This is a genomic window from Streptomyces sp. NPDC032198 (genome assembly GCF_040636975.1).
GTDB lineage: Bacteria > Actinomycetota > Actinomycetes > Streptomycetales > Streptomycetaceae > Streptomyces.
Genome location: NZ_JBEZVL010000016.1, coordinates 56,686 through 82,792 on the forward strand (window position 1 = coordinate 56,686; position 26,107 = coordinate 82,792).

25 protein-coding genes are annotated in these 26,107 nt (G+C 70.3%); 14 read left to right on the forward strand and 11 right to left on the reverse strand.

Annotated elements, in window-relative coordinates; all coding sequences use genetic code 11:
* Nucleotides 1–92: 92 nt before the first annotated feature.
* Nucleotides 93–1,535, forward strand: a complete 1,443-nt coding sequence (locus AB0E78_RS34840; protein WP_361841396.1) for a cation:dicarboxylase symporter family transporter — start codon at nt 93–95, stop codon at nt 1,533–1,535.
* Here the strand turns inward: AB0E78_RS34840 and AB0E78_RS34845 are convergent.
* The 3 genes from AB0E78_RS34845 to AB0E78_RS34855 form a co-directional block, all read right to left on the reverse strand.
* Entirely contained in the window at nt 1,474–2,922 is a 1,449-nt protein-coding gene (locus tag AB0E78_RS34845; RefSeq protein ID WP_361841398.1) for a Gfo/Idh/MocA family oxidoreductase, read from the reverse strand. The two genes, AB0E78_RS34840 and AB0E78_RS34845, sit on opposite strands and share 62 nt — an antisense overlap.
* Before the next feature lie 140 nt (nt 2,923–3,062).
* A complete protein-coding gene (locus AB0E78_RS34850; protein ID WP_361841401.1) occupies nt 3,063–5,981 on the reverse strand; it encodes an FAD-binding and (Fe-S)-binding domain-containing protein in 2,919 nt (972 codons plus the stop codon).
* Between the two features lie 9 nt (nt 5,982–5,990).
* Nucleotides 5,991–6,434, reverse strand: coding sequence for a MarR family transcriptional regulator (locus AB0E78_RS34855; RefSeq protein ID WP_361841404.1), 444 nt, complete (start codon nt 6,432–6,434; stop codon nt 5,991–5,993).
* Nucleotides 6,435–6,528: 94 nt separating this feature from the next.
* On the opposite strand from AB0E78_RS34855, the gene AB0E78_RS34860 reads away from it, so the two are divergent.
* A complete protein-coding gene (locus AB0E78_RS34860; protein ID WP_361841407.1) occupies nt 6,529–8,343 on the forward strand; it encodes an ABC transporter ATP-binding protein in 1,815 nt (604 codons plus the stop codon).
* Nucleotides 8,344–8,389: 46 nt separating this feature from the next.
* Complete coding sequence (mltG, locus tag AB0E78_RS34865) at nt 8,390–9,214, forward strand: endolytic transglycosylase MltG (protein ID WP_361841807.1); 825 nt, start codon at nt 8,390–8,392, stop codon at nt 9,212–9,214.
* Between the two features lie 45 nt (nt 9,215–9,259).
* Here mltG and AB0E78_RS34870 read toward each other — a convergent pair whose 3' ends face one another.
* From AB0E78_RS34870 to AB0E78_RS34895, 6 genes are all read right to left on the reverse strand, one after another.
* Nucleotides 9,260–10,381 carry an NAD(P)-binding domain-containing protein gene (locus tag AB0E78_RS34870; protein ID WP_361841410.1) on the reverse strand — a complete coding sequence of 374 codons (1,122 nt, stop codon included), beginning with the start codon at nt 10,379–10,381 and terminating at the stop codon, nt 9,260–9,262.
* A 61-nt stretch (nt 10,382–10,442) separates the two neighbouring features.
* Nucleotides 10,443–11,651, reverse strand: a complete 1,209-nt coding sequence (locus tag AB0E78_RS34875) for an LLM class flavin-dependent oxidoreductase (protein WP_361841412.1) — start codon at nt 11,649–11,651, stop codon at nt 10,443–10,445.
* Between the two features lie 2 nt (nt 11,652–11,653).
* Complete coding sequence (locus AB0E78_RS34880; protein WP_361841415.1) at nt 11,654–12,697, reverse strand: ABC transporter substrate-binding protein; 1,044 nt, start codon at nt 12,695–12,697, stop codon at nt 11,654–11,656.
* A gap of 56 nt (nt 12,698–12,753) precedes the next feature.
* Entirely contained in the window at nt 12,754–13,566 is an 813-nt protein-coding gene (locus AB0E78_RS34885; protein ID WP_361841418.1) for an ABC transporter ATP-binding protein, read from the reverse strand.
* Nucleotides 13,539–14,480, reverse strand: coding sequence for an ABC transporter permease (locus AB0E78_RS34890; RefSeq protein WP_361841421.1), 942 nt, complete (start codon nt 14,478–14,480; stop codon nt 13,539–13,541). The genes AB0E78_RS34885 and AB0E78_RS34890 overlap by 28 nt, the downstream gene beginning before the upstream one ends.
* A 120-nt stretch (nt 14,481–14,600) precedes the next feature.
* The gene (locus tag AB0E78_RS34895; protein ID WP_349817350.1) at nt 14,601–14,684 is read right to left on the reverse strand and encodes a putative leader peptide; all 84 of its coding nucleotides are present in this window, start codon (nt 14,682–14,684) and stop codon (nt 14,601–14,603) included.
* Between the two features lie 101 nt (nt 14,685–14,785).
* Between AB0E78_RS34895 and AB0E78_RS34900 the strand changes: the two genes are divergently transcribed.
* The 9 genes from AB0E78_RS34900 to AB0E78_RS34940 all read left to right on the forward strand — a co-directional run bounded on the left by AB0E78_RS34900 (nt 14,786) and on the right by AB0E78_RS34940 (nt 21,680).
* Nucleotides 14,786–15,208, forward strand: a complete 423-nt coding sequence (locus tag AB0E78_RS34900) for a secondary thiamine-phosphate synthase enzyme YjbQ (protein WP_361841424.1) — start codon at nt 14,786–14,788, stop codon at nt 15,206–15,208.
* Between the two features lie 48 nt (nt 15,209–15,256).
* Nucleotides 15,257–15,499 carry a GMC family oxidoreductase N-terminal domain-containing protein gene (locus AB0E78_RS34905; protein WP_361841427.1) on the forward strand — a complete coding sequence of 81 codons (243 nt, stop codon included), beginning with the start codon at nt 15,257–15,259 and terminating at the stop codon, nt 15,497–15,499.
* A 136-nt stretch (nt 15,500–15,635) separates the two neighbouring features.
* The gene (locus AB0E78_RS34910) at nt 15,636–17,300 is read left to right on the forward strand and encodes an MFS transporter (RefSeq protein ID WP_361841430.1); all 1,665 of its coding nucleotides are present in this window, start codon (nt 15,636–15,638) and stop codon (nt 17,298–17,300) included.
* Between the two features lie 191 nt (nt 17,301–17,491).
* On the forward strand, nt 17,492–17,977 hold the full coding sequence (locus tag AB0E78_RS34915; protein ID WP_361841433.1) for a MarR family transcriptional regulator: 486 nt from the start codon (nt 17,492–17,494) through the stop codon (nt 17,975–17,977).
* Between the two features lie 193 nt (nt 17,978–18,170).
* Nucleotides 18,171–19,181, forward strand: a complete 1,011-nt coding sequence (locus AB0E78_RS34920; RefSeq protein ID WP_361841436.1) for an AvrD family protein — start codon at nt 18,171–18,173, stop codon at nt 19,179–19,181.
* Nucleotides 19,182–19,447: 266 nt separating this feature from the next.
* Nucleotides 19,448–19,891 (forward strand): hypothetical protein, encoded by a 444-nt coding sequence (locus AB0E78_RS34925; RefSeq protein ID WP_361841439.1) that lies wholly within the window; start codon nt 19,448–19,450, stop codon nt 19,889–19,891.
* A 4-nt stretch (nt 19,892–19,895) separates the two neighbouring features.
* Nucleotides 19,896–20,117 carry a hypothetical protein gene (locus AB0E78_RS34930; protein WP_361841442.1) on the forward strand — a complete coding sequence of 74 codons (222 nt, stop codon included), beginning with the start codon at nt 19,896–19,898 and terminating at the stop codon, nt 20,115–20,117.
* Nucleotides 20,117–20,821 (forward strand): 3-oxoacyl-ACP reductase FabG, encoded by a 705-nt coding sequence (fabG, locus tag AB0E78_RS34935; protein WP_361841444.1) that lies wholly within the window; start codon nt 20,117–20,119, stop codon nt 20,819–20,821. The genes AB0E78_RS34930 and fabG overlap by 1 nt, the downstream gene beginning before the upstream one ends.
* 67 nt (nt 20,822–20,888) lie before the next feature.
* Nucleotides 20,889–21,680, forward strand: a complete 792-nt coding sequence (locus AB0E78_RS34940) for an ATP-binding protein (RefSeq protein WP_361841447.1) — start codon at nt 20,889–20,891, stop codon at nt 21,678–21,680.
* A gap of 3 nt (nt 21,681–21,683) precedes the next feature.
* On the opposite strand, the gene AB0E78_RS34945 is transcribed toward AB0E78_RS34940, so the two are convergent.
* A complete protein-coding gene (locus AB0E78_RS34945) occupies nt 21,684–24,131 on the reverse strand; it encodes a tetratricopeptide repeat protein (protein WP_361841449.1) in 2,448 nt (815 codons plus the stop codon).
* A 237-nt stretch (nt 24,132–24,368) separates the two neighbouring features.
* Between AB0E78_RS34945 and AB0E78_RS34950 the strand changes: the two genes are divergently transcribed.
* Both AB0E78_RS34950 and AB0E78_RS34955 read left to right on the forward strand, forming a co-directional pair.
* Nucleotides 24,369–24,824 (forward strand): carboxymuconolactone decarboxylase family protein, encoded by a 456-nt coding sequence (locus AB0E78_RS34950; RefSeq protein ID WP_361841451.1) that lies wholly within the window; start codon nt 24,369–24,371, stop codon nt 24,822–24,824.
* Between the two features lie 94 nt (nt 24,825–24,918).
* Complete coding sequence (locus AB0E78_RS34955) at nt 24,919–25,407, forward strand: DUF1801 domain-containing protein (protein WP_361841453.1); 489 nt, start codon at nt 24,919–24,921, stop codon at nt 25,405–25,407.
* 40 nt (nt 25,408–25,447) lie between these two features.
* Here the strand turns inward: AB0E78_RS34955 and AB0E78_RS34960 are convergent, their stop codons facing one another.
* Complete coding sequence (locus tag AB0E78_RS34960; protein ID WP_361841456.1) at nt 25,448–26,089, reverse strand: NAD(P)H-binding protein; 642 nt, start codon at nt 26,087–26,089, stop codon at nt 25,448–25,450.
* Nucleotides 26,090–26,107 lie beyond the last annotated feature (18 nt).

Sequence of the window (26,107 nt, forward strand, 5' to 3'; positions counted from 1 at the left end):
TTGTGGAAGCGGGCACTCCGCCATAGTGGCGCCTCGCGGAAAGGAATTTCCGTATGGCAGAAGTCAGTTGATGTCTCACCACTGGAGTGCCCGTGCCGCAGTCCGTACCGTCCCCGCGACGCGTAGCACGCACCTTGCGAACCTCACTGTTCGCGCAGGTCGCCTGCGCGTTGGTGCTCGGAGTCCTCGTCGGACGGCTGTGGCCCGACGCGGGCACCGCCGTCCAGCCGCTCGGCGACGGCTTCGTACGTCTCATCAAGGCGATGATCGCCCCGCTCGTCTTCTGCGTGGTCGTCGCCGGAATCACCAAGGCCGGAGACCTCAAGGCCTTCGGCCGCATCGGCATCAAGGCCCTCATCTGGTTCGAGGTCGCGACCACGGTCGCCCTTGTCGTCGGCCTGGTCGCCGGGAACCTCGTCAGCCCCGGCACCGGCATGAACGTCGACCCCGCCACACTCGACGCGTCGGCCGTCGACGCGAAGACCGGCGGCGGTGAGCTTCCCTCGACCGGCGAGTTCATCCTGCACTCGCTGCCCGACAGTGCGATCGGCGCCTTCGCCGAGAACTCGCTGCTCCAAGTCCTCGTCCTGTCCTGCCTGGTCGGCGCGGCCCTGCTGCACCTGGGCAACACGAAGGTCCCCGCGATCCTGCCCGCCATCGAGCAGGGCCAGGAGGTGGTCTTCGCGATCGTCGGCTTCATCATGAAGCTGGCACCGCTCGCCGTCTTCGGCGCCACCGCACACCTGGTGGGGGAGTACGGGCTCGGCGCCCTGTCGACCTACGGCAAGCTCATCGGTGTCTGTTACGCGGTGGCCCTGATCTTCCTGGTCCTGCTCGGGGTCGCCCTGAAGGTGCTGACCGGCCTGAGCCTGTGGAAGTTCGTCCGCTACACGCGCGAGGAGATGCTGCTCGCGCTCGGCACCGCCTCCAGCGAGGCCGTCATGCCGCGCATGATGCAGAAGCTGCGCCAGGCCGGTTGCCGCGACGACGCGGTGGGTCTGGTCCTGCCGACGGGGTACTCCTTCAACCTCGACGGCGCCTCGATCTATCTCTCCGTCGGTACGCTGTTCATCGCGCAGGCCGTGGGCGTGGACCTGAGCCTGGGCCAGCAGCTCACGGTCGTCCTCGTCCTGATGCTGACCAGCAAGGGCATGGCGGGCGTGCCCGGTTCGGCGTTCCTCGCCCTGTCCGCGACCGCCTCCGCGCTCGGGGTCATCCCGGCGGGCGCGGTCGCCCTGCTGCTCGGCGTGGACCGCATCATGGACGCCATGCGCGTCGCCACGAACCTGCTCGGCAACTGCGTCGCCGTCTTCGTGGTCTCGCGCTGGGAAGGCGCACTGGACACGGCTCAGGCGAAGAAGGTCCTCTCCGGCGAGATCGCGTTCGTGCCGGAACAGGCGGAGCCGGTGGCGGTCGTGGCGCTGACGAAGGAGCCCGGCGGCGCGCAGGACGGCACCGCCGGGCCCAAGTCGCTCACGCCTTCGGCTTCTCCGAGTCCACTCCCGGACGGGCCTTCTTCCACAGCCCGCGAGTGAAGTCGGGGATCGCCTGCGGCGCGCCCTTCGCCTTGATCGACAGATGGCTCAGGGGGACGGGCGACGTCCAGGTCGCGGCGTCGTAGACGTCGAAGTCCGGTACGAGGCCGAGCTGCATGGTCTGCATCAGACGGAAGATCATGATGTAGTCCATGCCGCCGTGCCCGCCCGGCGGATTCGCGTGCTCCTTCCACAGCCAGTGGTCGTACTCGTCCGCGTACTTGGCGAAGTCGCCCCACTCGTCGTTCGTGTGGTCCGGCTCGATGTAGATGCGCTCGGGGTAGTCCTCGAAGACGCCCTTGGTGCCGCCGAGGCTGTTGATCCGGGAGTAGGGGTGCGGGGTGCTGACGTCGTGTTCGAGGCGGATGACCCGCCCCTTCGCCGTCTGGACGAGACTGATCGTGCGGTCGCTCTCGATGTACGTCTCCTTCCAGCTCGGGTCGCCCGCGGGCATGTGCGCCTTGCGGTACTCGGCAAGTCCGAGGGCGGGCGTGCCGAAGCTGGAGATGTGCGTGACGCGGTCGCCGCGGTTGATGTCCATGTAGTTGGAGACCGGACCGAAGCCGTGGTTGGGGTAGAGGTCGCCGCGCAGCCGCGTGTGCCACAGGCGCCGCCACGGACCCTCGTAGTAGTCCGGGTCGAACATCAGGCCGCGCAGGTCGTGGTTGTAGGCACCCGCCCCGTGCAGCAGGTCGCCGAACTTGCCCGCGTGGGCCATGCGCAGGACGCGCATCTCGTTCTTGCCGTAGCAGCAGTTCTCCAGCTGCATGCAGTGTCTGCGGGTCCGCTCGGAGAGATCGACCAGCTCCCACAGCTGATCGAGCTGGAGGGCGATGGGACACTCCACGCCCACGTGCTTGCCGTTCAGCATCGCCGTCTTGGCCATGTCGAAGTGCCAGTCCCAGGGCGTCGCCACGTACACGAAGTCGATGTCCCCGCGCTTGCACAGGTTCTCGAAGTCGTGATCGCCCTTGGTGTACGTCGCCGGGGCGGGCTGGCCCGCGGCGGTGACCTTCTTCGCGGCGGCCGCCGTCTTGTCCTTGACCGGGTCGCAGAGCGCGACGACCTTCACCCCGGGGATCGCGAGGAACAGGTCGATCATGCTGCCGCCGCGGTTGCCGAGCCCCACGATGCCGACGCGCACCGTGGAACGCCGCTCGAACGGTACGCCGACCATGGTCTTGCCCTTGCGGGGCGGCGCCTCCGCGGCCGCGGGCGCGCCCTGCGGGGCGTCGGCGTGGGCCGTACCGCCGGAGAGGGCACCGAGACCGAGCCCGGCTCCGGCGAGGCCGGCGGTGCGGAGCACGGCACGGCGGGAGGCGCCGCCGGCCGAGTCGTCAGGGGTCGCGGAGTCGTCAGGGTTCGCAATCGCGTGCTCGTCGTGCATCGGACCTCCGTGGCTGGGGTGCCTGCGCTGGAACGGATGCCACCCTGATGGGGGAATGGGTGTGGCGCAAGGGACCGAAGTGGCCAGGGAGTTGGACTTTCCTTTACCGAAGGACCTTTACCGAAGATGACCGCCGGCGTTCATGGACGCGTCGCGCGCTCCAGCTCCAGGAGCACGGAGTAGTAGGCGCGGCCTGTGGCGTGGTCCATGCCGACCTCGCACATGCGGTTCGCCGAGAGGTGCGCGTCGAAGGGGCGTGCGGTGACTTCGGCCGCCTCCTTGCGGGTGGCCGACTCCGTCAGCTCCTTGTGCAGCATGCCGCGGTCACCGGCGAAGGCGCAGCAGCCCGCGTCGTCCGGGACCACCACCTCGTCCGCGCAGGCCTCGGCGAGAGCGCGAAGCTGGGCCTCGTCGCCGAGATGGCTCATGGAACAGGTGGGGTGCAGGACGGCGGAGCCGACCGTGCGGTGCACGGTCAGGTGGGGGAGCAACTCGTCCGCTGCCCAGACGAGGGAGTCGACGACGGTCAGCTCCCGGTGCAACTGCCGGTTGTCGGCGGTGAGGTAGGGCACGACCTCGTGCGCGATGCCGAGCGTGCAGGACGAGGCGTCCACCACCAGGGGCAGCCTGCCGCCCGCCGTCCAGCCCCAGGCGGCCTCGACGATGCGGTTGGCCATCACGGCGTTGCCCTCGTCGTACCCCTTGGAGTGCCAGATCGTCGCGCAGCAGGTCCCCGCGACATCGTCCGGAATCCACACGGGCTTCCCGGCGCGCGTGGAGACGGCGACGACCGCCTCCGGCAGGGAGCGGTCACCCGGGCTCCCGAAGATGCGGTTGACGCACGCCGGGTAGTAGACGGCACTGGCGCCCACGCGTGCGGTGCGCGGCAGCCTGCGGGCGGCGGCGCCGGGGATGTCCGGCAGCCACTCGGGCACCAGATCGGGGCGCACGGCCTTGCGCGCGGTGCGCGTCACCGTGGTCAGGAGCCGGTCGCTGATCCGGCTCGAGGCGGCCACCGCGAGCCGTGCGGCGGCCTCGACCGCCTTGAAGTTCCTGGCGGCGACGGCGGCGGCCTTCTCCTCGCGCGGCGAGTGCCGTGCGTGCCGGAAGTCCTTCATCAGGGCGCCCGTGTCGATGCCCACCGGGCAGGCCAGCTTGCAGGTCGAGTCGCCGGCGCAGGTATCCACGGCGTCGTATCCGTACGCCTCGACCAGGCCGTCCTCGACCGGGGAGCCGGGCGCCTGGCGCATCATCTCGCGGCGAAGCACGATCCGCTGGCGCGGAGTGGTGGTCAAGTCCTCGCTGGGGCAGGTCGGTTCGCAGAAGCCGCACTCGATGCAGGGGTCCGCGATCAGCTCCACCTTGGGGATCGTCTTCAGGCCCCGGAGGTGGGCCTTGGGGTCGCGGTCGAGGACGATGCGCGGCGCGAGGACGCCGTCCGGGTCGATGACCTGCTTGGTGCGCCACATCAACTCCGTGGCCTTCGGACCCCATTCGAGCTCCAGGAACGGAGCGATGTTGCGGCCTGTCGCGTGCTCGGCCTTGAGCGAGCCGTCGAAGCGCTCGACGGTCAGCCGGCAGAACTCGTCCATGAAGGCGGCATAGCGCTCCACGTCCGACGGCAGGCCCGCGTCGAAGGCGAGCAGGAAGTGCAGGTTGCCGTGCGCGGCATGTCCGGCGACGGCCGCGTCGAAGCCGTGCCGCGTCTGCAGTTCGAGCAGGGCCGCACAGGCTTCGGCGAGCTGGGACGGCGGCACCGCGAAGTCCTCGGTGATCAGCGTCGTCCCGGAGGGCCGCGAGCCGCCGACCGCCGTCACGAAGGCCTTGCGGGCCTTCCAGTAGCCGCCGATCGTCTTCGCGTCGCGGGTGAAGGCGTTGGTCACCGAGTCGACCGGCGTGACGAGTTCGAGCCCCTCGACGACCTTGGCGGCCGCCGCTTCGTACGCCTCCTGGCGGGCCTCGTCCGGTGCGCGGAACTCCACCAGGAGCGCGGCCGTCGACTTGGGCAGCCGCGCCCAGTCGGCCGGCACCCCCGCGACGCTGGTCGAGGCGCGCAACGTGTTGCCGTCCATCAGCTCCACGGCCAGCGCGCCCGCCTCGTTGAACAGCGGGACGGCCGCCGCCGCGGCCGGCAGGGAGGGGAAGAACAGCAGGCCCGTGGTGACCTGCCGGTCCAGCGGAAGCGTGTCGAAGACGACCTCCGAGATGAACCCGAAGGTGCCCTCGGAGCCGACCATCAGGCCGCGCAGGATCTCGACGGGCGTCACGCCGTCCAGGAACGCGTCAAGGCGGTAGCCGTTCGTGTTCTTGATCTCGTACTTGGCGCGGATGCGGGCGGTGAGCTCTTGGTCCGCCTCGATCTCCCCCTTGATCGCCAACAGGCCCTCGCACAGGGCAGGTTCGGCGTGCGCCAGCTGTTCGTCCGCGTCCGGGGCCGCTGTGTCGACCACCGTGCCCGTCGGCAGGACGAAGGTGAGCGAGGCCACCGTCCGGTACGAGTTGCGGGTGGTGCCCGCCGTCATCCCGGACGCGTTGTTCGCGACGACCCCGCCGATCGTGCAGGCGATGGCGCTCGCCGGGTCCGGCCCGAGCACGCGCCCGTGCCGGGCGAGCGTGGCGTTGGCCCGCAGGATGGTCGTCCCGGGACCGATACGGGCCCGCTCGCCGTCGCCGATGACCTCGACACCCGCCCAGTGCTTGCGCACGTCGACCAGGATGTCCTCGCCCTGGGCCTGGCCGTTGAGCGAGGTGCCCGCCGCGCGGAAGACGACCTCGCGGCTCCTGCCGTGCGCGTACGACAGGACGGCGGAGATGTCGTCGATGTCCTCGGCGACGACCACGACCTGCGGCACGAAACGGTAGGGGCTCGCATCGGAGGCGTACCGCACGAGGTCGGAGATCTTCGTCAGGACCTTGTCCTCGCCGAGCAGGGCGGACAGCTCCGAGCGCAGCGGCTCGGGGGTGCCGCCGGACCGCCGGTCCGGCACCCGGTCGTGCGCCGGGCCCTCCGGGCGCGCGGCGGGGCGCAGGGCTTCCGGCTTGGGCTCCAGGAACGGCATGAGCTCTCCTCAGCAGCTACGGACGTCCGGCACGTCGAACAGTGCGTTCAGCAGGCCGCCCAGCTGCTCGCGCTGCGCGGCGTCCAATGGAGCCAGGATGTCCTCCGCGGCGGCCCGGCGCGCGCCGCGCAGCTCTTTCAGCGCCTTGCGTCCCGCGTCGGTGAGCTCGATGCGGATCACCCGGCGGTTGGTCGGATCGGGGACGCGGCGCACCAGATCACTGGCCTCCAGGCCGTCGACCAGGCTCGTCACGGCGCGCGGGACCACTTCGAGCCGCTGGGCGAGATCGGCCATGCGGGGCGGCGTCTCGTAGTGCACGAGGGTGCGCAGGAGGCGCGACTGGGCCGGGGTGATGCCCATCGGCACCAGTTGGCGCTTCTGGATGCGGTGCAGCCTGCGGCTCAGCCGCAGCAGCTGTTCGGCGAGCAGTCCGTCGGCGTCCGGGGTGGTCATGCGGGAACATTATCAGGACCTTGTGCATTGTGAGTATAGGTAACAGTGAGCTATGCTCCCTCAGTCATCGTCGTCTCACCTCCCGTAGGAGCCCATGCCTCACGACGAACCCAAGTGGACACCGCAGCCCCTGGCCCCCGGCCAAGAGGAACAGCCGCGGCAGATCCGCCGCATCCTGCGCCTCTTCCGCCCCTACCGCGCCCGCCTCGCGATCGTCGGCCTGCTGGTCGGCGCCGCCTCCCTGGTCTCCGTCGCGACCCCCTTCCTGCTGAAGGAGATCCTCGACACCGCGATCCCGCAGGGCCGGACGGGCCTGCTGAGCCTGCTCGCCCTGGGGATGATCCTGAGCGCGGTCGTCACCAGCGTCTTCGGCGTCCTGCAGACCCTGATCAGCACGACGGTCGGTCAGCGCGTCATGCACGACCTGCGCACCTCGGTGTACGGGCGGCTGCAGAGCATGTCGCTCGCCTTCTTCACCAGGACCCGCACCGGAGAGGTCCAGTCCCGCATCGCCAGCGACATCGGCGGCATGCAGGCGACGGTCACCTCCACCGCCACCTCCCTGGTCTCGAACCTCACCAGCGTGATCGCCACCATCGTCGCGATGCTCGCCCTCGACTGGCGCCTGACCGTCGTGTCGCTGCTCCTGCTGCCCGTCTTCGTGTGGATCAGCCGCCGGGTCGGCCGCGAGCGCAAGAAGATAGCCACCGAGCGGCAGAAGCAGATGGCCGCGATGGCGGCGACGGTCACCGAGTCGCTCTCCGTCAGCGGCATCCTGCTCGGCCGCACGATGGGCCGCGCCGACTCGCTCACCAAGTCCTTCGCCGACGAGTCGGAGCGGCTCGTCGACCTCGAGGTCCGCTCGAACATGGCGGGTCGCTGGCGCATGGCCGTCATCTCGATCGTCATGGCCGCCATGCCCGCCGTCATCTACTGGACCGCGGGCCTCGCCTTCCAGATGGGCGGCCCGACGGTCTCGATCGGTACGCTCGTCGCCTTCGTCTCGCTCCAGCAGGGCCTGTTCCGGCCCACCGTGAGCCTGCTCTCCACCGGCGTGCAGATCCAGACCTCGCTCGCGCTCTTCCAGCGCATCTTCGAGTATCTGGACCTGCCCATCGACATCACCGAGCCCGAGCGCCCGGTGCGCCTGGACCAGATCAAGGGTGAAGTCCGCCTGGAGGGCGTCGAGTTCCGTTACGACGCCGACGGCCGGAGCCGTCCGATCCTCGACGGCATCGACATCACCGTCCCTGCCGGCGGCAGCCTGGCCGTCGTCGGCCCCACCGGCTCGGGGAAGTCGACTCTCAGCTATCTGGTGCCGCGGCTGTACGACGTCACGGGCGGCCGTGTCACGATCGACGGCGTCGACGTGCGCGACCTGGACTTCGACACGCTGGCCCGCGCGGTCGGCGTCGTCTCCCAGGAGACGTACCTCTTCCACGCCTCGGTCGCCGAGAACCTGCGCTTCGCGAAGCCCGACGCCACCGACGAGGAACTGGTCGCGGCCGCCGGCGCCGCCCAGATCCACGACCACATCGCGTCCCTGCCCGACGGTTACGACACAGTGGTCGGCGAGCGCGGTCACCGCTTCTCCGGAGGCGAGAAGCAGCGCCTCGCCATCGCCCGTACGATCCTGCGCGATCCGCCCGTGCTCATCCTGGACGAGGCGACCAGCGCCCTGGACACGCACACCGAGCACGCCGTGCAGGAAGCCATCGACGCCCTGTCCGCCGACCGGACGACGCTCACGATCGCCCACCGGCTCTCCACTGTCCGCGGCGCCGACCAGATCGTGGTCCTGGACGCCGGGCGCACCGCCGAGCGCGGCACCCACGAGGAGCTCCTGGAGAAGGACGGCCGTTACGCCGCCCTGGTCCGAAGGGACGCCCAGCTGGAGCCGACGACATGAAGATATGCACGGTATGTCTGCATTTGCGGGATAATGTGACTGCATGCTGCAGACCAAGACTCCGCGCCGGGGCACGATTCGACTGACGCGTCGGGGCCGGATCGCCCTGATCGCGACCGGAGCCGTCGCGGCGGTCACCGCCGTGGCGGTGCCGCTGCTGCTCCCCGATGACAGCGGAGGCCCCGAATCGCTGACCGTCCCGGAAGGCTGGCGCACGAGCCAGGTGTACGGGGCCGTCGACAAAGCCCTCGGTGTGCCGGCGGGCACCACGAAGAAGGCCCTTCCCAAGGCGCACCTCAAACTCCCCCGTGACGCCCGCGGCAACCCCGAGGGCTACCTCTTCCCGGCGACGTATCCCATCAACGACAAGTCGACTCCCGAGTCCGTGCTCTCGTACATGGTGAACACGGCCGCCAAGAAGTTCAGTGGGAGCCAGGTCACGGCGGGCGCAGACCGCAACGCCGTGAACATCTACCAGACCGTCACCATCGCCAGCGTGATCGAGGCCGAGGCGGGCTCCAAGGCGGACATGGGCAAGGTGGCCCGGGTCATCTACAACCGCCTCGAGCAGGGCATGCCGCTGCAGATGGACTCGACGATCAACTACGCCCTGAACCGCTCCACGCTGAACACCCGGGACCGCGACACAAAGATCAACAGCCCCTACAACACGTACACGCGCATGGGTCTGCCGCCCACCCCGATCGGCAACCCCGGCGAGGCGGCCATGCGCGCGGCGACCAGCCCGGCGCAGGGCGACTGGCTGTACTTCGTGACCGTGAAGCCGGGGGACACCCGCTTCACGTCGAACTTCGAGGAACACCAGAAGCACGTGGCTGAGTTCAACAAGAACAAGAGCGAGAACAGCTAGCGAGAACAGGATGGTGCCGGCCTCGGACGCCGTGCCCCCCCCGTGTCACGCCGTGGCCGGCACGTCCTCCAGCAGCCGCTTGATGTCCCGCACCGCCGCCCGCCCCGCACGGTTCGCGCCGATGGTGCTGGCCGAGGGTCCGTAGCCCACCAGGTGGACGCGGGGGTCGGCAGCGGCGCGAGTGCCCTCGATGCGGATGCCGCCGCCCGCCTCGCGCAGCCGCAGCGGCGCCAAGTGCTCGATCGCCGCCCGGAATCCGGTGGCCCACAGAATGACGTCGGCGTCCACGCGCCGCCCGTCGTCCCACTCGACGCCGCTCGGCGTGATGCGGTCGAACATGGGCAGCCGGTCGAGCACGCCGTCGGCCCGTGCCTGCCGGATGGCGTCGTTGACGGGCAGCCCGGTCACCGACACCACGCTCTGCGGCGCGAGCCCCTGCCGCACCCGCTCCTCGACCATGGCCACGGCCGAGCGCCCCCAGTTCTCGTCGAACGGCCCCTCGCGGAACACGGGCGGACGCCGGGTGACCCAGGTGGTCCCGGCGGCGTATGGGGCGATCTCCATCAGATGCTGTGTGCCCGAGGCGCCGCCGCCCACGACGATCACCCGCTGCCCCTTGAACGCTTCGGGCCCGGGATAGACGGCCGTGTGCAACTGCCGCCCGCGGAAGGTGTCCTGTCCCGGATAGCGCGGCCAGAACGGCCGGTCCCAGGTGCCGGTCGCGTTGATCAGCGTGCGCGTGGCCCAGGCCCCGGCCGACGTCTCGACCAGGAGCCGCCCGCCGTCGCCCTCGCGCACCTGGTGCACGTCGACGGGCCGGAGCACCCGCAGGCCGAAGCGCTGCTCGTACTCCTCGAAGTACTCCTGGATGACCTCCGACGAGGGCCGCGCGGGATCGGCGCCGGTCAGCTCCATGCCGGGCAGCGCGTGCATCCCGTGCACTTTTCCGTACGTGAGCGAGGGCCAGCGGAACTGCCACGCACCGCCGGGCCGGGGCGAGTGGTCCAGGACGACGAAGTCCCGGTCCGGCTCGAAACCGGCCCTGCGCAGGTGATAGGCGCTGGACAGGCCCGCCTGCCCGGCGCCTATGACGACTGCGTCCACCTCTTGTGCCGCTTCTGGTGCCGCTTCGTGTGCGGCCGCGTCCCGTGCCCCGATGTCGTTCACGCTTCTACTAACTGCATCGGGGCCCGGGATCTTCCCGCCTCGCCGCCCTGTGCCGTGCGGGTCAGCGCCCGCCCGCCACCAGGAGCGGGGCGCCACCCGGAGCGGACGCCGGGCGGCCGTTCGCCGCGGGCACCTTGGCCAGCTGCGACGCCGGAATCCGGGGCAGCAGGCCGCGCGCCGCCAGATCCGGGATCACGCCTTCGCCGAACCAGTACGCCTCCTCAAGATGCGGATAGCCCGACAGGACGAAGTGCTCGACGCCCAGCGCGTGATACTCCTCGATCCGGTCGGCGACGTCCGCGTGGCTGCCGACGAGCGCGGTGCCCGCGCCGCCCCGTACGAGACCGACGCCCGCCCACAGGTTGGGCGAGATCTCCAGGTCGTCGCGGGAACCGCCGTGCAGCGCGAGCATCCGCTGCTGGCCCACGGACTCGCTGCGGCCGAGCGCCTGCTGGGCGGCGGCGATGGTGTCCGGGTCGAGGTCGTCGAGCAGCCGGTGCGCGGTGGCCCATGCCTCGGCGGCGGAATCACGCGAGATGGTGTGCAGCCGGATGCCGAACCGGACCGTGCGCCCCTGCTCCTCGGCGAGCCCGCGAATCCAGTCGATCTTCTGCTTGACCTGCTCCGGCGGCTCACCCCACGTCAGATAGACGTCCGTGTGGCGCGCCGCGACCGGCCCGGCCGCGGCCGACGAACCACCGAAGAAGATCTCCGGCAGCGGGTCCGGCGGCAGCGCGGTCAGGCCGCCCTCCACGTCGTAGTGCTCGCCGCGGAAGTCGAAGGGCTTGCCGCCCCACACTCCCCGTACGACCGACAGGAACTCATCCGTACGCTCGTAGCGGCGATCGTGGTCGAGATGGTCGCCGAAGCGCCGCTGCTCGGTCGAGTCGCCGCCCGTCACGACGTTCAGGAGCAGGCGCCCGCGCGTGATGCGCTGATACGTGGCCGCCATCTGCGCCGCAAGCACGGGGGAGATGACGCCGGGCCGGAACGCCACCAGGAACTTCAGCCGCTCGGTGTGCTGGGCCAGCGCGACCGTCGTCAGCCAGGCGTCCTCGCACCAAGTGCCGGTCGGGGTCAGCACCGCCTCGAAGCCCAACTGCTCGGCGGCCTTGGCGATCTGGATCAGATAGTCGATGTCGGGGGCCCGCACCCCGCTGACCGGGGTGACCCGGGAGCGCTTGATGCCGCCGTCGGTGTAGGCATGGCGGTCGACGAGGGTGCGGCCGTCGCCGCCGGTCGGCAGGAACCAGTTGAGGTGGACGGTCATCGTCAGGACTCCTTGCGGTACGTGCGCGGCTTGCTGGTCGAGGGCGGCAGGTCGCCGTTGAAGCGGGTGTCGACGAAATCGCCGAACTCGACGCGGCGCGGAATGAGCTTCTGGTCGGTGAAGGTGTCCGCGATCGCCTGCTCGGACGTGATCACCTTCTTGTCCACGGCCACCGGGACCCGTGTGCCGTTGCTGCGCTTGACGGCGGCGAGCGCGGCGTCGTAGGGCAGGCCGGTGTCCTTCGCCCAGACCTTCGCCCACGCCTCCGGGTGGTCGAAGACCCAGTCCTGGGCCCTGCGCAGCCGCTTGAGGTAGTCGGCGACCGCCGCGGACTTCTTCTTGTCCTTGAGCGCGGCCGGCGCCGCCACCTGGAAGGAGAGGCCGTTCACCAGGCCGTCTCCGTCCGTCAGGACACGGCCCTTCTTGCTCTCCAGGACCTGCGAGGTGTACGGGTCCCAGACGGCCCAGGCGTCCACCTTGCCGCTGGTGAACGCGGCCAGCGCGTCGGCCGGCTGCAGATACTTGACCTTGACGTCCTTGAGGCTGAGCCCCGCCTCCTTGAGAGACGCGATGAGCTGGTAGTTCGCCGACGAGCCCTGGGCCACGGCAACGGACTTGCCCTTGAGGTCCTCCGTCTTCTTCAGGGGCGATCCGTCCTGGACGAGGATCGCCTCGCCCGACGCGGTGCCGTGGTAGGCGGCCACCACGGAGATCTTCGAGTTGGCTCCGGCGGCGAAGACGGGCGGCGTGTTGCCGACCGCGCCGATGTCCACGGCCTTGGCGTTCACGGCCTCCAGGAGGGGAGGCCCGGAGGTGAAGGTGGACCAGCGGATCTTGTACTTCAGGTCGTCGAGTTCCCCGGCCGCGCGCAGCACGGCCTCCGAACCGCCCTTCTGGTCACCGACGTTGAGCGTGAGCGAGCCCTGGCCGTCGGTGCCGCCTCCCGCGCCGGCGGACGAGGTGCTCGCGGAGGAGGCGCCCGAGCAGGCGGTGAGCAGCAGGGCCAGGGGGAGGAGCAGGGCGGGGGCGGCGAGATGCCGTCGCATGGTGAGTCCGTTCGGTCTGTTCGTGCTGTGCACGGGGGAGTTGGCAGGTGGGGAGTTCACGCCGCGGCGGTTTCCGCGGGATCGGGCGCGTCGACGCCCAGGCGCTGCAGCAGCTCGGCACGCAGCTCGCCGAAGCGCGGATCGGAGATGCCGCGCGGCCGGTCCAGGTCGATCTCCGTCTCGTACGCGATGACCCCGTCGTCCATGACGAGCACCCGGTCGGCGAGGAGCACGGCCTCCTCGACGTCGTGCGTGACGAGCAGGACGGCGCAGCCGCGCCGCTGCCACAGTTCGTCGACGAGACGCTGGGCCTTGATGCGGGTGAGTGCGTCGAGCGCGCCGAACGGCTCGTCGAGCAGCAGCAGATCGGGCTCGCGTACCAGGGCGCGGGCCAGCGAGGCGCGCTGGGCCTCGCCGCCGGAGAGCGTCTTGGGCCAGGCGTTCGTACGGTGCTTGAGGCCGACCTCCTCCAACGCCCGCTCGGCGACCACGCGTTCGGGCTTGCCCTGCAGCCCGAGCAGGACGTTGCGCCACACGCGCTTCCAGGGCATGAGCCGGGGCGCCTGGAACGCGACGGCCTTGCGGCGCGGCACGAGGACCGTGCCCTCGATGTCCCGGTCGAGGCCGGCGAGGATGCGCAGCAGGGTCGACTTGCCGCAGCCGCTGCGCCCGAGCAGCGCCACGAACTCGCCCGGCCGCACGTCGAGGTCGAGGCTGTCGATGACGGCACGCCCGTCGAAGGAGCGGGTCAGCCCCGCCACCCGTACGGCCGAGGAGGCCTGTGGCGCCTGCTCCGTCGGGGCGGCGGCCGCGGGGGCGGTAGCCGTGGGGCCGGTGGGGGTCACCGGCCGGTGAACGTCGGTCGCCATTGCAGCAGCAGCCTTTCGAGGGTGCGGACGATGAAGTCGGCGATGAGACCGAGGAAGGCGTAGACGATCAGGCAGACGACGATCACGTCGGTCCGCAGGAAGTCACGCGCCTGGACCATCAGGAAGCCGATCCCGGAGTCCGCGTTGATCTGTTCGGCGAAGACGAGGGCGAGCCAGGCGATGCCCAGGGAGTACCGAAGGCCGGTCATCGCACTCGGCAGCGCGCCCGGCAGGATGACGTGCCGCACGAGCCCCCACCGCGAGAGCCCGAGGGACTCGCCGGCCTCGATGAGCTGCGAGTCGACCCCGCGGATTCCCGCGTACACGTTCAGATAGAGCGGGAAGGAGACGCCCAGCGTGATGATGGCGACCTTGGGCGCCTCGCCGATGCCGAACCAGATGATGAACAGGGGGATGAGCCCGACGAAGGGCACGGTGCGCAGCATCTGCACGCTGGCGTCGACGAGATCCTCGCCGACTCGGAAGAGTCCGGAGACGAGCGCCAGCGCGGTCCCGACGACCGTGCCGAGCAGCAGCCCCACCGCGACCCGCTGCAGGGAGACCCCCATGGCGGAGGCCAGCGAACCGTCGCCGAGGAGATCACGGGCGACGCCGGCGATGGTCCCCGGCGAGGCGAGCACGTCCGGGGTCAACACCCCTGTGGAGCTGAGGAGTTGCCACAGGGCGAGAAGTGCGAGGGGGCCGGAGGTGCGGCGCAGCCAGCGGGGGACGCGGGTGCGGCGGGTGGATGACGGGACAAGGGGGACGAGTTCGGGCGCGGTCGGCCGGGCGTCTTCGGCGCCCTTGGTGTCAGTGAGGTCTCTTGCGTCCCCGTCGTCCTGGGCGGGGTCGTCGGACTTGGATATTCCCGAAATGTCGGATGTGGAATCCGGCGGGGCATGGCTGATGCTCATGGGTGCTCCACGGCAGGAGGGAGGGATGCCCGAAGGGCCTACGCGCGGGACGGCGAAATCAACCGCGCGACGGCAGCAAGGCAGAGAAGTGCGAAGGGAGAGAAGCGCGCTGAGGAAACGTCAGCAGCCGCGACGACACGCAGCAGAAGCCACCCGCAGCAGGTCGATGTGACCGCGCGTGGTGAGCAGAGCTGAACGCAACATGCCGCAGAACGTAGCCAGATCGTCTGCGTACGGTCAATGCCGTCTCGAAAGGCGGACACCGCATATCAGAGAATGGGAGCGACCTGAGAGAGGATGGGCCCATGTCCGATGCTTTCACCACACGTGTCCTGAACGTCACCACCGGCTCGACCGAGCGGGTCTTCGACCTCACCGACGACATCCAGAGCTTCCTGGGCGAGGCGGCGGCGGGCCGCGATGGCCTCCTCAACGTCTTCGTCCCCCACGCGACCGCCGGTGTCGCGATCCTGGAGACGGGGGCGGGCAGCGACAACGATCTGCTGGCCGCGCTGCACATCCTGCTCCCGGCCGACGACCGCTGGCAGCACCGCCACGGCAGCCCCGGCCACGGCCGTGATCACGTCCTGCCGGCGCTGGTGCCGCCGCATGCCACGTTGCCGGTGCTGGGGGGACGCCTGGAGCTGGGGACGTGGCAGTCGGTGTGCCTGGTGGACACCAACAAGGACAACCCGCGGCGGGAGGTTCGTCTGTCGTTCCTGGGGTGAGGGTGCCCGGGCGGCCTCACCGCCGGAGCTGCCCCGGCTCTTGACCCGGTGACACGCGTCCTCACCGACCCGACCCGACCCGGACCGGACCGGCCCGGCAGCGTGCCGCATGCCGCCGGCGTGTGCGTCCGGCGCCCCGACGGCACCGAGCTGGAGATCCTGAGCTCCTGCGTGGTGGTCGCCGCGGGCGCCCTGCAGTCACCGCAGTTGCTGCGCAGGTCCGGGCTCGGCCGCCATCCCAGGCTCCGCCTGTCCGTACACATGATCGCCGACCGCCCGCACGTCCGGTGAATTCCGGCCGGATCGCGTTCGGATCATGGCCGAGACATGGGCGATCCGTTGACAGGCCTCCGGGCCTTCGTGGATTCTCAAATCGTTGGAAACATCGATGATTTGATAAATAGATCATTCCGATCTCGGGGGAGCGATGTCCGGACGAACGACGACGGCAGGCGGGCGAGGGTGGACCCTGGCCGTGGTGTGTGTGGCCACGTTCATGCTGCTGCTCGACCTGACCGTGGTGAATGTGGCGCTGCCCGACATCAGGGACGCCTTCGACGCGAGTTTCACCTCGCTGCAGTGGGTGCTCGACGCGTATGCCCTGGGTCTCGCCGCCGTTCTGCTGACAGCGGGATCGCTGGCCGACCGCCTGGGGCGCAAGCGGGTCTTCAACGTCGGCTTCGTCGTGTTCCTGGTGGCTTCGCTCGCCTGTGGCCTCGCGAACGACGCCGCTGTCCTGTCCATGGCCCGGGGGATCCAAGGACTCGGGGGAGCGGTCCTGTTCGCCGTCGGACCCGCGCTGATCGGGCAGGAGTACCAAGGCAAGGACCGCGGCAAGGCCTTCGGCATCTTCGGCGGTGTGGTCGGCCTGTCCATCGCCTTCGGGCCGCTCATCGGGGGCGCGCTCACCGACGGGCTGAGCTGGCGCTGGATCTTCCTGGTGAACGTTCCGGTCGGGCTGCTCGCCATGGCCGTGAGCACCCTGCGGATGCGCGAGTCCCGTGCGGAGTCGGCCCCCGCCGTGGACTGGTGGGGAATGGTGCTCTTCACCGGCGCGCTGACCCTGCTCGTCCTCGGACTGCTGCGGGGTGAGGCCGAGGGCTGGGGCAGCGCGCCCATCGTCGGCATGTTCGTGGCTTCCGTGCTGCTCCTCGGCGTGTTCGGCGTCGTGGAGAGGCGGCGTGGCGAACAGGCCATGTTCCAGCTGTCGTTGTTCAGGAACAGGACGTTCAACGGAGTGTCGGTGGTGACGCTGCTGTGCGCCGCCGCGACCATGTCCGCGATCTTCCTCCTGGTGTCGTACGTGCAGAACGTGCTGGCGTACTCGCCGTGGGAGACCGGCCTGCGGTTCCTTCCGCTGACCGGGACACTGTTCGTCGCGGCCGCGATCTCGGGATCACTGACCACCCGGGTGCCGCAGCGACTCCTGATGGGAACATCCCTCGCGCTCATCGCGATCGGGCTCGCCCTGGTCGCGCTCACCGGCCCGGACACTTCCTGGACCGCGCTGCTGCCGAGCATGTTCGGGATCGGCCTGGGCATGGGGCTGTTCAATCCGCCGCGCGCCTCGCTGTCCATCGCCGTCGCGGAACCGTCCAAGGCGGGCATGGCATCGGGGATCAACGAGACGTTCCAGCAGGTGGGCGTCGCCATCGGCATCGCGGGATTCGGCGCGGCCTTCCAGGGCAGGGTGAGCGACCTCTTCGCGCAGTCCGCCCCGGGGCGGCAACTGGGTGCCTCGGCCCATGAGTTCGGTGACGCCGTGGCGGCGGGCGGCGGCGCGGAAGCCGCCGCCCATGCCCCCTCGGGGATGGGCCCCGCACTGGAAGCAGCGGCCCGCGCGGCCTTCGTGGACGGGCTGACGGACGTGATGCTCGTGTGCGCGGCCGTCGCCGCCGTCGGCTCGGTCGTGGGATTCGTCTTCATCCGTACGCGCGACCTGCACGAGAGCGCACGGGGCGACACCGCGCACACCGTGGACGCAGAGACCCGGGTTGTGCTGAACGGCACTGGCGCGCAAGGGCACTTGGATGACGAGAGTGCCGGTGCGCCGGTCGTGGCACAGTCCGTTCATGCCGGGGGAGATGGGTAACCCGGTCGGAGCGGCCGGGCTGCCCGCCCCGATCGGACGCGGCACCCAAAGTGGCACCGGCCTTGGAGGCCGGTGCCACCGCCAGTACCCTTGACGTGATCGACGATCGGCGCGCGGGATGTTCGGCTTCATCGAGAACCCCTGGTCCGGTCGCTTCACCGAGATCTCAGCAGTAAAGGGGAACGGCCCGGATGACAGAGGCGACGCCCGTCCCGGCGCAACCCACCGCACTCGACTTCCCCCTCGTCCGCAGGACCGGCTATCTGCTGAACAAGGCCGGATCGATCCTGATGGAGGACGCGGAGCGAGTACTCATGGCGCAGGGCATGCGCCTGCGCTATTTCTACGTACTCGCCGCGCTGGAAAGTGATCTGAGCCTGTCCCAGCAGGACCTGAGCAGACTCCTCCACCTCGACCCGACCACCATGGTGGCGCTGATCGACGAGATGGAGCGGGCCGGACACGTGGAGCGGCGGCGCAATCCGTCGGACCGCAGGCGCTACATCCTGCGCCTCACCGACGGCGGCCGCGAGGCACTCGAACGCGCCGGGCGCGCCGTCGACGCCGTGGAGCAGGACTTCCTCTCAGCCGTTCCCGTCGAGGACCGTGACCGGCTGCGGGCGCTGCTCGGGGATCTGCTCGCCGACCGCTGGCCGCGCGTGATCGCCTGCGAGTGATGATGCCCGGTTGAATTCCGGATTTGATCCGGTGCAACTGGAGTTAAAGAATCCCTATTTGAGCTTTACTTTGGGTCGATCTGTGCGGGCCGTCACAGATTCCCTTGACTAATTGCTTTCCCCTTGATGTGCCGGATAGTGTTTTTTCTGTCCGGGCCGCGTGGCTCGCGACACGGGGGAAGGTAAACGGGGAATGAGAAACAAGGAATTATTATACGGATCTCTGGATAGCTGCCTCGGCCCTGGCAGTTCTCGCTTTTTCGGAAGCGGATACAAGCGCGTCACACAAGGCCTCAGGGACATCACCACCGACGGTTCCGCCGCACCGGGTGCGCTCGTCACCGCGCGCGGCACCCTCACCTACCCGCGCGACTGGTCCCGCAAATCGGGTGCCGACGAGCTGCGGCCGCACCTCAGCAGCATCGACGCGCTGGTGCTCGCCGCGAACCTGGCGGAGACGCACCTCGGCCGGGCCTTCGGACTCGGTGCCGCCGAGCGGCGCAGGATCTGGCTCCGCAGTGCCGACGTACGGGCCGGCAGCACGCCGCACGAAGACCTCGCGGACTTTCCGGTGCACGGCAGGCTGGTCTCCGTCGACGGCCCGACGGGCGAACACGCCACGCTGGCCAGTACGTTCGCCTGCCGGGTCGGGGGTCTGAAAGTGCGCTGCACGCTCGTGCACGAGCAGGTCGGCGGGGCGGCGACACCGGCGACGTACGCCGACGAGAAGCAGGCACTCGGGCCGGCCCGGGCCCGCCACTACGGCGTGGGGTACAAGCAGCGCGAACAGTCCGCCGAGCAGGTCCGCGTCGACCTCGACCGGCAGGAGGTCAGCGGGCTGCAGCGCGTCGTGGCCACGGACGAGGACGCGCTCACCTGCGGAGCGGAAGCGGCGTACGGACCCTCGGTCTCCCTGGTCGACGCGCTCGTGGGCGTGGCCCAGCTGGCCCAGATCCTGCTCTACGCACAGGACGGGTTGTCCCGCGGCAGCACCGACACACTCTGGATGCGGCGCTTCGTCATCAGCGCGGGCACGCCGGTGCGCCCCCTGGGGCACAGCTTCACGCCGACCGTGCGCACCGCGAATTCCCGGCTCCTCTCCATGGGTGACGCCCGCTGGCGCACCGCGGAACTGGCGGTCGAGGATTTCGCGGGGATCGACGGCCGCTGCTGGCTGGCGCACCGGCTGCCCGCCGCCGCGTAGTAAACGCCGTACCCAGTGCTGCCGAATTTCTCGCGATCCCATATTTGTTCCAGGGTGAGAATTGCGCGCAAGAATCACGCAGGGAACACGCAAGAACACAACGGGGGAAATAGATCATGCGCTTTACGCCCACGCTCCGATTAGGAGACGTGCTCGTCGTACTCGAAGGGCCGGCTCGCATGCTCTGGAAAGAGCACACGTCCGGTTCCGAAACGAGGCACTGGACACCGACAGGACTATGGCCGGACGAACAACAGCGTGCCGAGGTGCGCGAGCACCTGGACGGGGAACGGCCGCTGCTCGTCCTGCTCGACGAGGCCCGATGCCGCGTGCCCATGCTGCGCGAGGAGTGGCAGGCCGCGCCCTGCCGACTGCTGCGCGACCAGGCGGGCGGCGGCACCGAACAGCCCGCGGACGACGAGGTCGTCGAGATCGGTCTGCCGTTCCTCGACTGGCTGCCGGAGGTACACAGGAAGCGCGCCGCGCGCTTCCTCGCGGAGAGCGACGCGGAACTGGCCCGTACGCCGATGGCGTTCCTGCCGCCGCTGCTGGCCGAGGAACGGCGGGGCGGAGCGCCGCTGAGCCCGCGCTTCGCCCGGAGGCTGCTGCCGAACGCGCTGACGGCGGACCGCCTCGCGACAGCCGTGGAGCATCTGTTCGCCGACGCTCCGCACTCCTGCGCGGTGGCGGCGACCGGATCGGCGAGGTGACCCGATGAACCGGACACAGCCCGCCGGCCACGCGCCGCCGCTCGCCGCGGCGACCGGGCAGCCGCACACAGACACCGCGGGCGGCTGCGATTCCTTCCCCAGCCTGGGGCAGATCGGCCTCCTGATCATCGCGACAGCCACCCAGAACCTGGCGCTCATCGGCCGCCCGATGGCGGGGCGCCGCGATCGGCAGACGCAGGACGCCACCGCCCCGAGGAGTCACTGATGGGACGTTCGGTCATGGTCACCGGCGGCAACCGCGGCATCGGACTCGCCGTGGCGACCGCCCTGGCGGCGGACGGCGACCGTGTCGCCGTCACCCACCGGGACACCGCACCACCCGACGGACTGCTCGGCGTACGCGCCGAGATGACGGACTCCCGCAGCATCGACGAAGCCTTCGGGAAAGCAGAGGCCGCACACGGGCCGGTCGAAGTGCTCGTGGTCAACGCGGGCATCACCCGGGACACCCTGATCCTGCGCATGGACGAGCAGGACTTCACGGACGTCGTCGACGTGAACCTGCACGGCGCCTTCCGCGCCGTGCGACGTGCCGTGCGCGGCATGGTGCGGGCGCGCTGGGGCCGGATCGTGCTGATCTCCTCCATGACCTTCGCGTACGGAGCGCCGGGCCAGGTCAACTACGCGGCCGCCAAGGCCGGAATGCTCGGCATGGCCCGCTCCCTCGCCTGGGAGCTCGGCCCCCGGAACATCACGGTCAACATCGTCGCGCCAGGCCTGATCGACACGGACATGAGCCGCGAGATCACCGATCAGCGACGCCAACACCTGCTGTCCATCACTCCGCTCGGCCGCGTCGGAGAGACGGACGACGTCGCCGCGGCCGTGCGGTTCCTCGCCGGCGAATCGGGCCGCTTCATCACCGGAGCGGTCCTGCCGGTCAGCGGAGGCCTCGGCCTGGGCGGCTGACCACAGCACCGATCACCCCACACCCGGCCCCGGCCGGGCCACTCACGACGGGAAGAGAGCACACCCCATGGGGAACACAAGCGCCCCCACACCGCACCGCGGTCTGCACCTGGCGATCTCCGGCACGTACTCCAGCGGCAAGAGCACCACGACCGAGACGCTGTCGATGGCGACGGGCATCCCCCGCACGCACGCGATGACGTCCCGGGAGATCCTCAGGGACCTCGTGCCGGGCAAGCAGGTCGAGGAACTCAGCGCGATGGAACTGACGATGCTCGGCTTACGCCGCCTGGAGGAGCGGATCCACCACGAGGCGGGCGAGGGATCGTTCATCTCGGACGGCTCCGTGATCCACGAGTGGATCTACGGCGAGGCACGCATGCGGGTCGGCATCAACCCCGGTGCGAACGTGCTCCAGCGGGCGGTGAAGAACGTCGCCGGGCTCCCGGTGAAGCGGTTCTACCGCCAGTACATGGACGCATACGGCGCGGTCACCAAGGCCCGTGCCAAGCGGATCTACGACGCCTACGTGCACCTGCCGGTCGAGTTCGAGATGAAGGCCGACGGCCACCGGCCGGTCTCCGAGAAGTTCCGGAAGATGTCCGACGAGCTGCTGATCGAGACCCTGGGCGAGCTGGAGATCCCGTACCACGTGGTGGGCGGCAGTGTCCGCGAACGCGTGGAGCGGATCGTCGAGATCTTCGGCCTGCCCCTGGTGATGCCGCTCGACGAAGCGATCGAACGGGCCGGCGCGAAGGTGCGCGAGGCCGCCGAGATCCTGGAACAGGACGCACGCTTCCACCAGACCCAGCGGGACAAGTCCCTGCGGCGGCGCGTCTCGTACGCGGTGCGCTTCTGAACGTCACGCGGTGAGCTCCCGCAGGACGGCCCGGCCCGCCGCGCGGTGTTCGGCGGCCGTGGCCGGTTCCGCCTCGTCGAGGACGATCGCGATGCCCTCGTGGGCCAGGGCCTCCTCGGTGCGGTACCCCAGCCGCGGGGCGATCTCCAGGGCTTGGCGGTGCAGGCGCAGGGCCTCGTCGGGCAGGCCCGCGAGGCGGCACGTCTCGGCGTAGCCGTTGAGGAAGTGGATCTTCCAGTGTTCCTCGAAGAGCTCGTCGAGCAGGGCGAACGCCTTCCGGTGGCTGGCCAGCGCCTCTTCGTAGCGGCCCATGCGCCGGAGGGCGACACCCAGGCAGTTGAGGCACCACGCCTCGTTGTGGAGGTGCCCGTCCGCGCGGGCGAGGGCCAACGCCCGATGCAGGTGGTCCGCCGCCTCGTCGGGCTCCTCGTCGGCGATGGCCACGCCGAGGGTGATCCGAGCCGTCAGCGCGGGCGGCGACGCGGGGTCGGCGTGGGGGATGTCCAGGACCTCCCTGGCCCGCTGCGCCGCCTCCTCGCGGTGTCCCAGCTGCAGCATCGCCCAGGCCTCCGCCGCGGCGGCACTGGCCGTGCCCGACGGGCAGCCGGCCTGCTCGTACAACTTCCCGGCCAGCCTGAAGAGTTCGAGCGGCTCCTCGACATACCCCTCGTCCCACTTGAGGTAGCCGCGCCGCAGGGTCAGTTCGGCCTCCGATCCCAGGTCGCCCGCCCGGGACAAGCGTGGCTGCGCCGCCTCGTACGAGGCGGCGGCCTCCGCCATGCGGCCCGCGTTGTAGCGCGCGAAGCCCAGATCGCTGTGCGCGTCGGCCAGTTGGAGGGGGTCGCCCAGGCGCTCGGCGGCGGCCAGCGACCGTTCGAAGAGGACGTTGAGGTGCGTCGTGCCGCAGCGTCGCGCGAAGTACGACCGCAGGAAGCGCGGCAGTTCACACACGTGCGCGTCGGCACCGACGGCGGCCGCCGTCTCGAAGGCGGCCACCATGTTCTCGTACTCCGCGACGAGCCAGGAGAACGCCGCGTTCTTGTCCGCGAACCGTGGCAGCGCGGCCGGTGGCCGTCCCACGGAGGGCGGTCGGCCGGGTGAAAGGAAAGGCATCGCCGCGTCGGCGGCAGCCGCCGCGTGCACGTAGTAGTCGAGGAAGCGGCCGAGAGCCCGCTGCCGTTCGGCCGGTGAGTCCTGCTCCTCGCCCGCCCGGCGCGCGTGCTGGTGCACCAGGTCGTGCAGGCGGTAGCGGCCCGCCGTCGACTCCTGGACGAGGTGCGCGTCGACCAGGTCCTCCAGCATCGACCGCGCGGCGTTCAGCGGCACGTCCGCCAGGGACGCCGCCAGGTACTCGTCGAAGGAACCCCCGGGCAACAGGCCGAGCAGCCGGAACAGCCGCGCCTGCGACCGGTCCAACTGCCGTACGGACATGGCGAAGGCGGTGTCGAACTCGCTTGCCCCCTCCGCCATCCGCTCGACGAGGATGCCCACGGTCCAGCCGGGTCGGTGCCGCAAGCGGGCCGCGGCGAGACGCAGGGCCAGCGGCAGATGGCCGCACAGCCGCAGCACCTCGGCGGCGGCATCCGGGTCGCGGGCGAGGCGGCCCTCGGGACCGTGCGGGTCGCCGCTCGCGCGGGCCAGCAGCTCCGCGCTCTCCTGCGGGCTCAGCACGTCCAGCGACACCGGCGGCACCTCGTCCAGACCGAGAAGCCTGTTCCGGCTGGTGATCAGGGCGACGGACGGGCCGGCGCCCGGCAGCAGGGGGCGGACCTGGTCGGCATCGGCGGCATTGTCGATCACCACGACGACCTTCCGGTCGGCCAGCTCCGACCGCCAGCAGGCGGCCAGTTGCTCGACGCCCTCCCGCGGCACCTTCTCGGAGGGGACGTCGAGCGCGCCGAGCAGCATCCGAAGCGCCGAGTCGGGGTCGAGCGGCTCCCGGCCCTCGGTGAACCCGTGCAGGTCCACGTAGAGCTGGGCGTCCGGGAGGTCGGCGGCGAGCCGGTGCGCGGCGTGTATCGCGAGACAGGTCTTGCCGACCCCCGGCATGCCGTCGATCGCGACCACCCGGTGGCTGTCCACCGTGTCGAGGACGGCCGCGAGCTGGGCCTCGCGGCCGGTGAAGTCGGGCACGTCGCGCGGCAGGTCGTTGCGGGGCCTCGGTCTGCCCTGGCGGCTGGACTTCGGGGGCGCGGGGAGCGGGTTGGAGCACCGTTCCCACAGGGGGCGCAGTGGGCGGGGGTCGCGCTTGACGAGGCGACAGAGCGCGATCACCGCGGGCCAGGGCGGCACGGTCTGGCCGCCGAGATAGCGCGAAAGGGACGAGGAGCTGAGGCCCGCGTCCCGCGCGAGGGCCCGTACGCCGAGTCCGGACAGTTCTTGGATCAGGCGCAGCCGCGCCGCCAGCTCGTTCTGCGGGTCCGTCGTCGCCGTGCGTTGCGGCTCGTCCACCAGATACCCCCCGTGTCCCGTGTCGCCGGAAATCTACCGGGCCATGTCGCCGCTGCTCAAGGCTGTTTCAGCTGTCCCACGGTGTCCCACCGCCGTGGTCGTGGCGAGCGGATCCGGCTGATATGGAGTCACGCCCCGAGGGAACGGGGGCCGACCAGCAAGGCCAAGCAAGACCAAGCAAGGCCAAGCAAGCCCCCGGAAGGAACCGGGAGCCCCCACAAGAAGGAGCACACCGAGATGCAGTCCCGTATGCAGAACCCCGCCGTCGTCCTCTCCGACGCCATGCCGGCCATCCAGAACCTCTTCAAGGCCGTGCACTCCGGCGGGGTGGAAGGGCAGACCCTGGAGCTGGTGCACCTGCGGGTCAGCCAGATCAACGGCTGCAGTGCCTGTGTCGACGGCGGCGTGAAGTCGTCCCGTAAGGCGGGCGTCAGCGACGAGCGGCTCGCCACGGTCGCCGCCTGGCGCGAGGCCCCGTACTTCACCGAGCCCGAGCGGGCGGCCCTCGAACTGGCCGAGGCCGCGACGCGCCTCGCCGACCGCGCCGACGCGGTGAACGACGAGGTGTGGGACGCCGCCGCCACCCACTTCGACGAGAAGCAGCTGGCCGCGATCGTCCTCATGATCGGTGTCACCAACCTGTTCAACCGGCTCAACGCCACTACCCGCCAGATCGCCGGTGCGTGGGGCTGACAGCCGTCGGGAGGAGCCGCCACGGCGGCTCCTCCCGGGCACGACGCTTCCCTTGCCTCTCCCGAGCCACATCACACACGTGAGGAACCCCGTCATGACGACCACGCAGAAGCCCGCCGAGTCCACCAAGAACCCTGCCACGACGGCCGCGAAGTTCGACGGATTCACGGACGAGGAGCGAGGCGCGATGAAGGCGCGCGCCCAGGAGCTCAAGGCGGCCGCGCGGCGTGGAACGCGCGCCGAGAAGGCGGCGGCGGAGGAGACGGCCGTGCTCGCGAAGATCGCCGAGATGCAGGAGGCGGACCGCGTCATGGCCGAGCGGATCCACGCCGTGATCAAGGAGAACGTGCCGGAACTGTCCCCGAAGCTCTGGTACGGGATGCCTTCGTACGCCAGGGACGGCAAGGTCGTCTGTTTCTTCCAGAGCGCGGAGAAGTTCGGTGCGAGGTACGCGACGTTCGGCTTCAGCGACAAGGCGAACCTCGACGAGGGCACCATGTGGGCGGCCTCGTACGCGCTGAAGGAGCTGACCTCCGAGGGTGAGGCGAGGATCGCGGAGCTGGTGAAGAAGGCGGTGAACTGAGCCCCAGGCCGCGTACCCACTCCACGAGCGCATTGTGGACTCAGTACGCCGCCGTGAACCGGGCGCGGTGGTGCTTGGGGCGTTCGGCCTCGTCGACGAGGGCCACAGCGAAGTCCTCCATCGAGAGCGCGGAGACACCCTCGGCGTCGACGATCAGTTCGTCGGTGCCCAGCCGGAAGCGTCCGGTGCGCTCGCCCGGTTCGAGGAGGGCGGGCGGGCTGACGTAGGACCAGTCGACGTCGTGGCCGTTGGTGCGGCAGGCGTCGAGCTGTTCGTTGCAGGCCAGTGCGATGGGGCGCAGGGACGGCGGGAAATCGGGGGCGTCGACCACCATCGTGCCGCCGGTGCCGGGGATGGTGAGACCGGCGGCGCCGCCGACGAGCAGGAGCCGTACGCCGGTTCCGTGCAGTCCGGTGAACAACGCCCGGGTGACGGCGGCCAGTTCGGGCTCGCGGCCGGGGGCGGGGCGGGTCGCGGAGACCACCAGGTCCTGTCCCGCGGCGAGTGCCGTGACGGTGCGCGGGTCGGCGGCGTCGCCGGTGCGGATCGCGGCGGCGGAGGGCAGTCCGGTGGCGCGGGCCGGGTCCCTGACGACCGCGGTGACCTCGTGCCCGCGGTCCACGGCCTCGGCGACGACACGACGGCCGACGTTGCCCGCGGCTCCGAAGACGGTGATGTTCATGGGGGTGCTCCTCAAGTA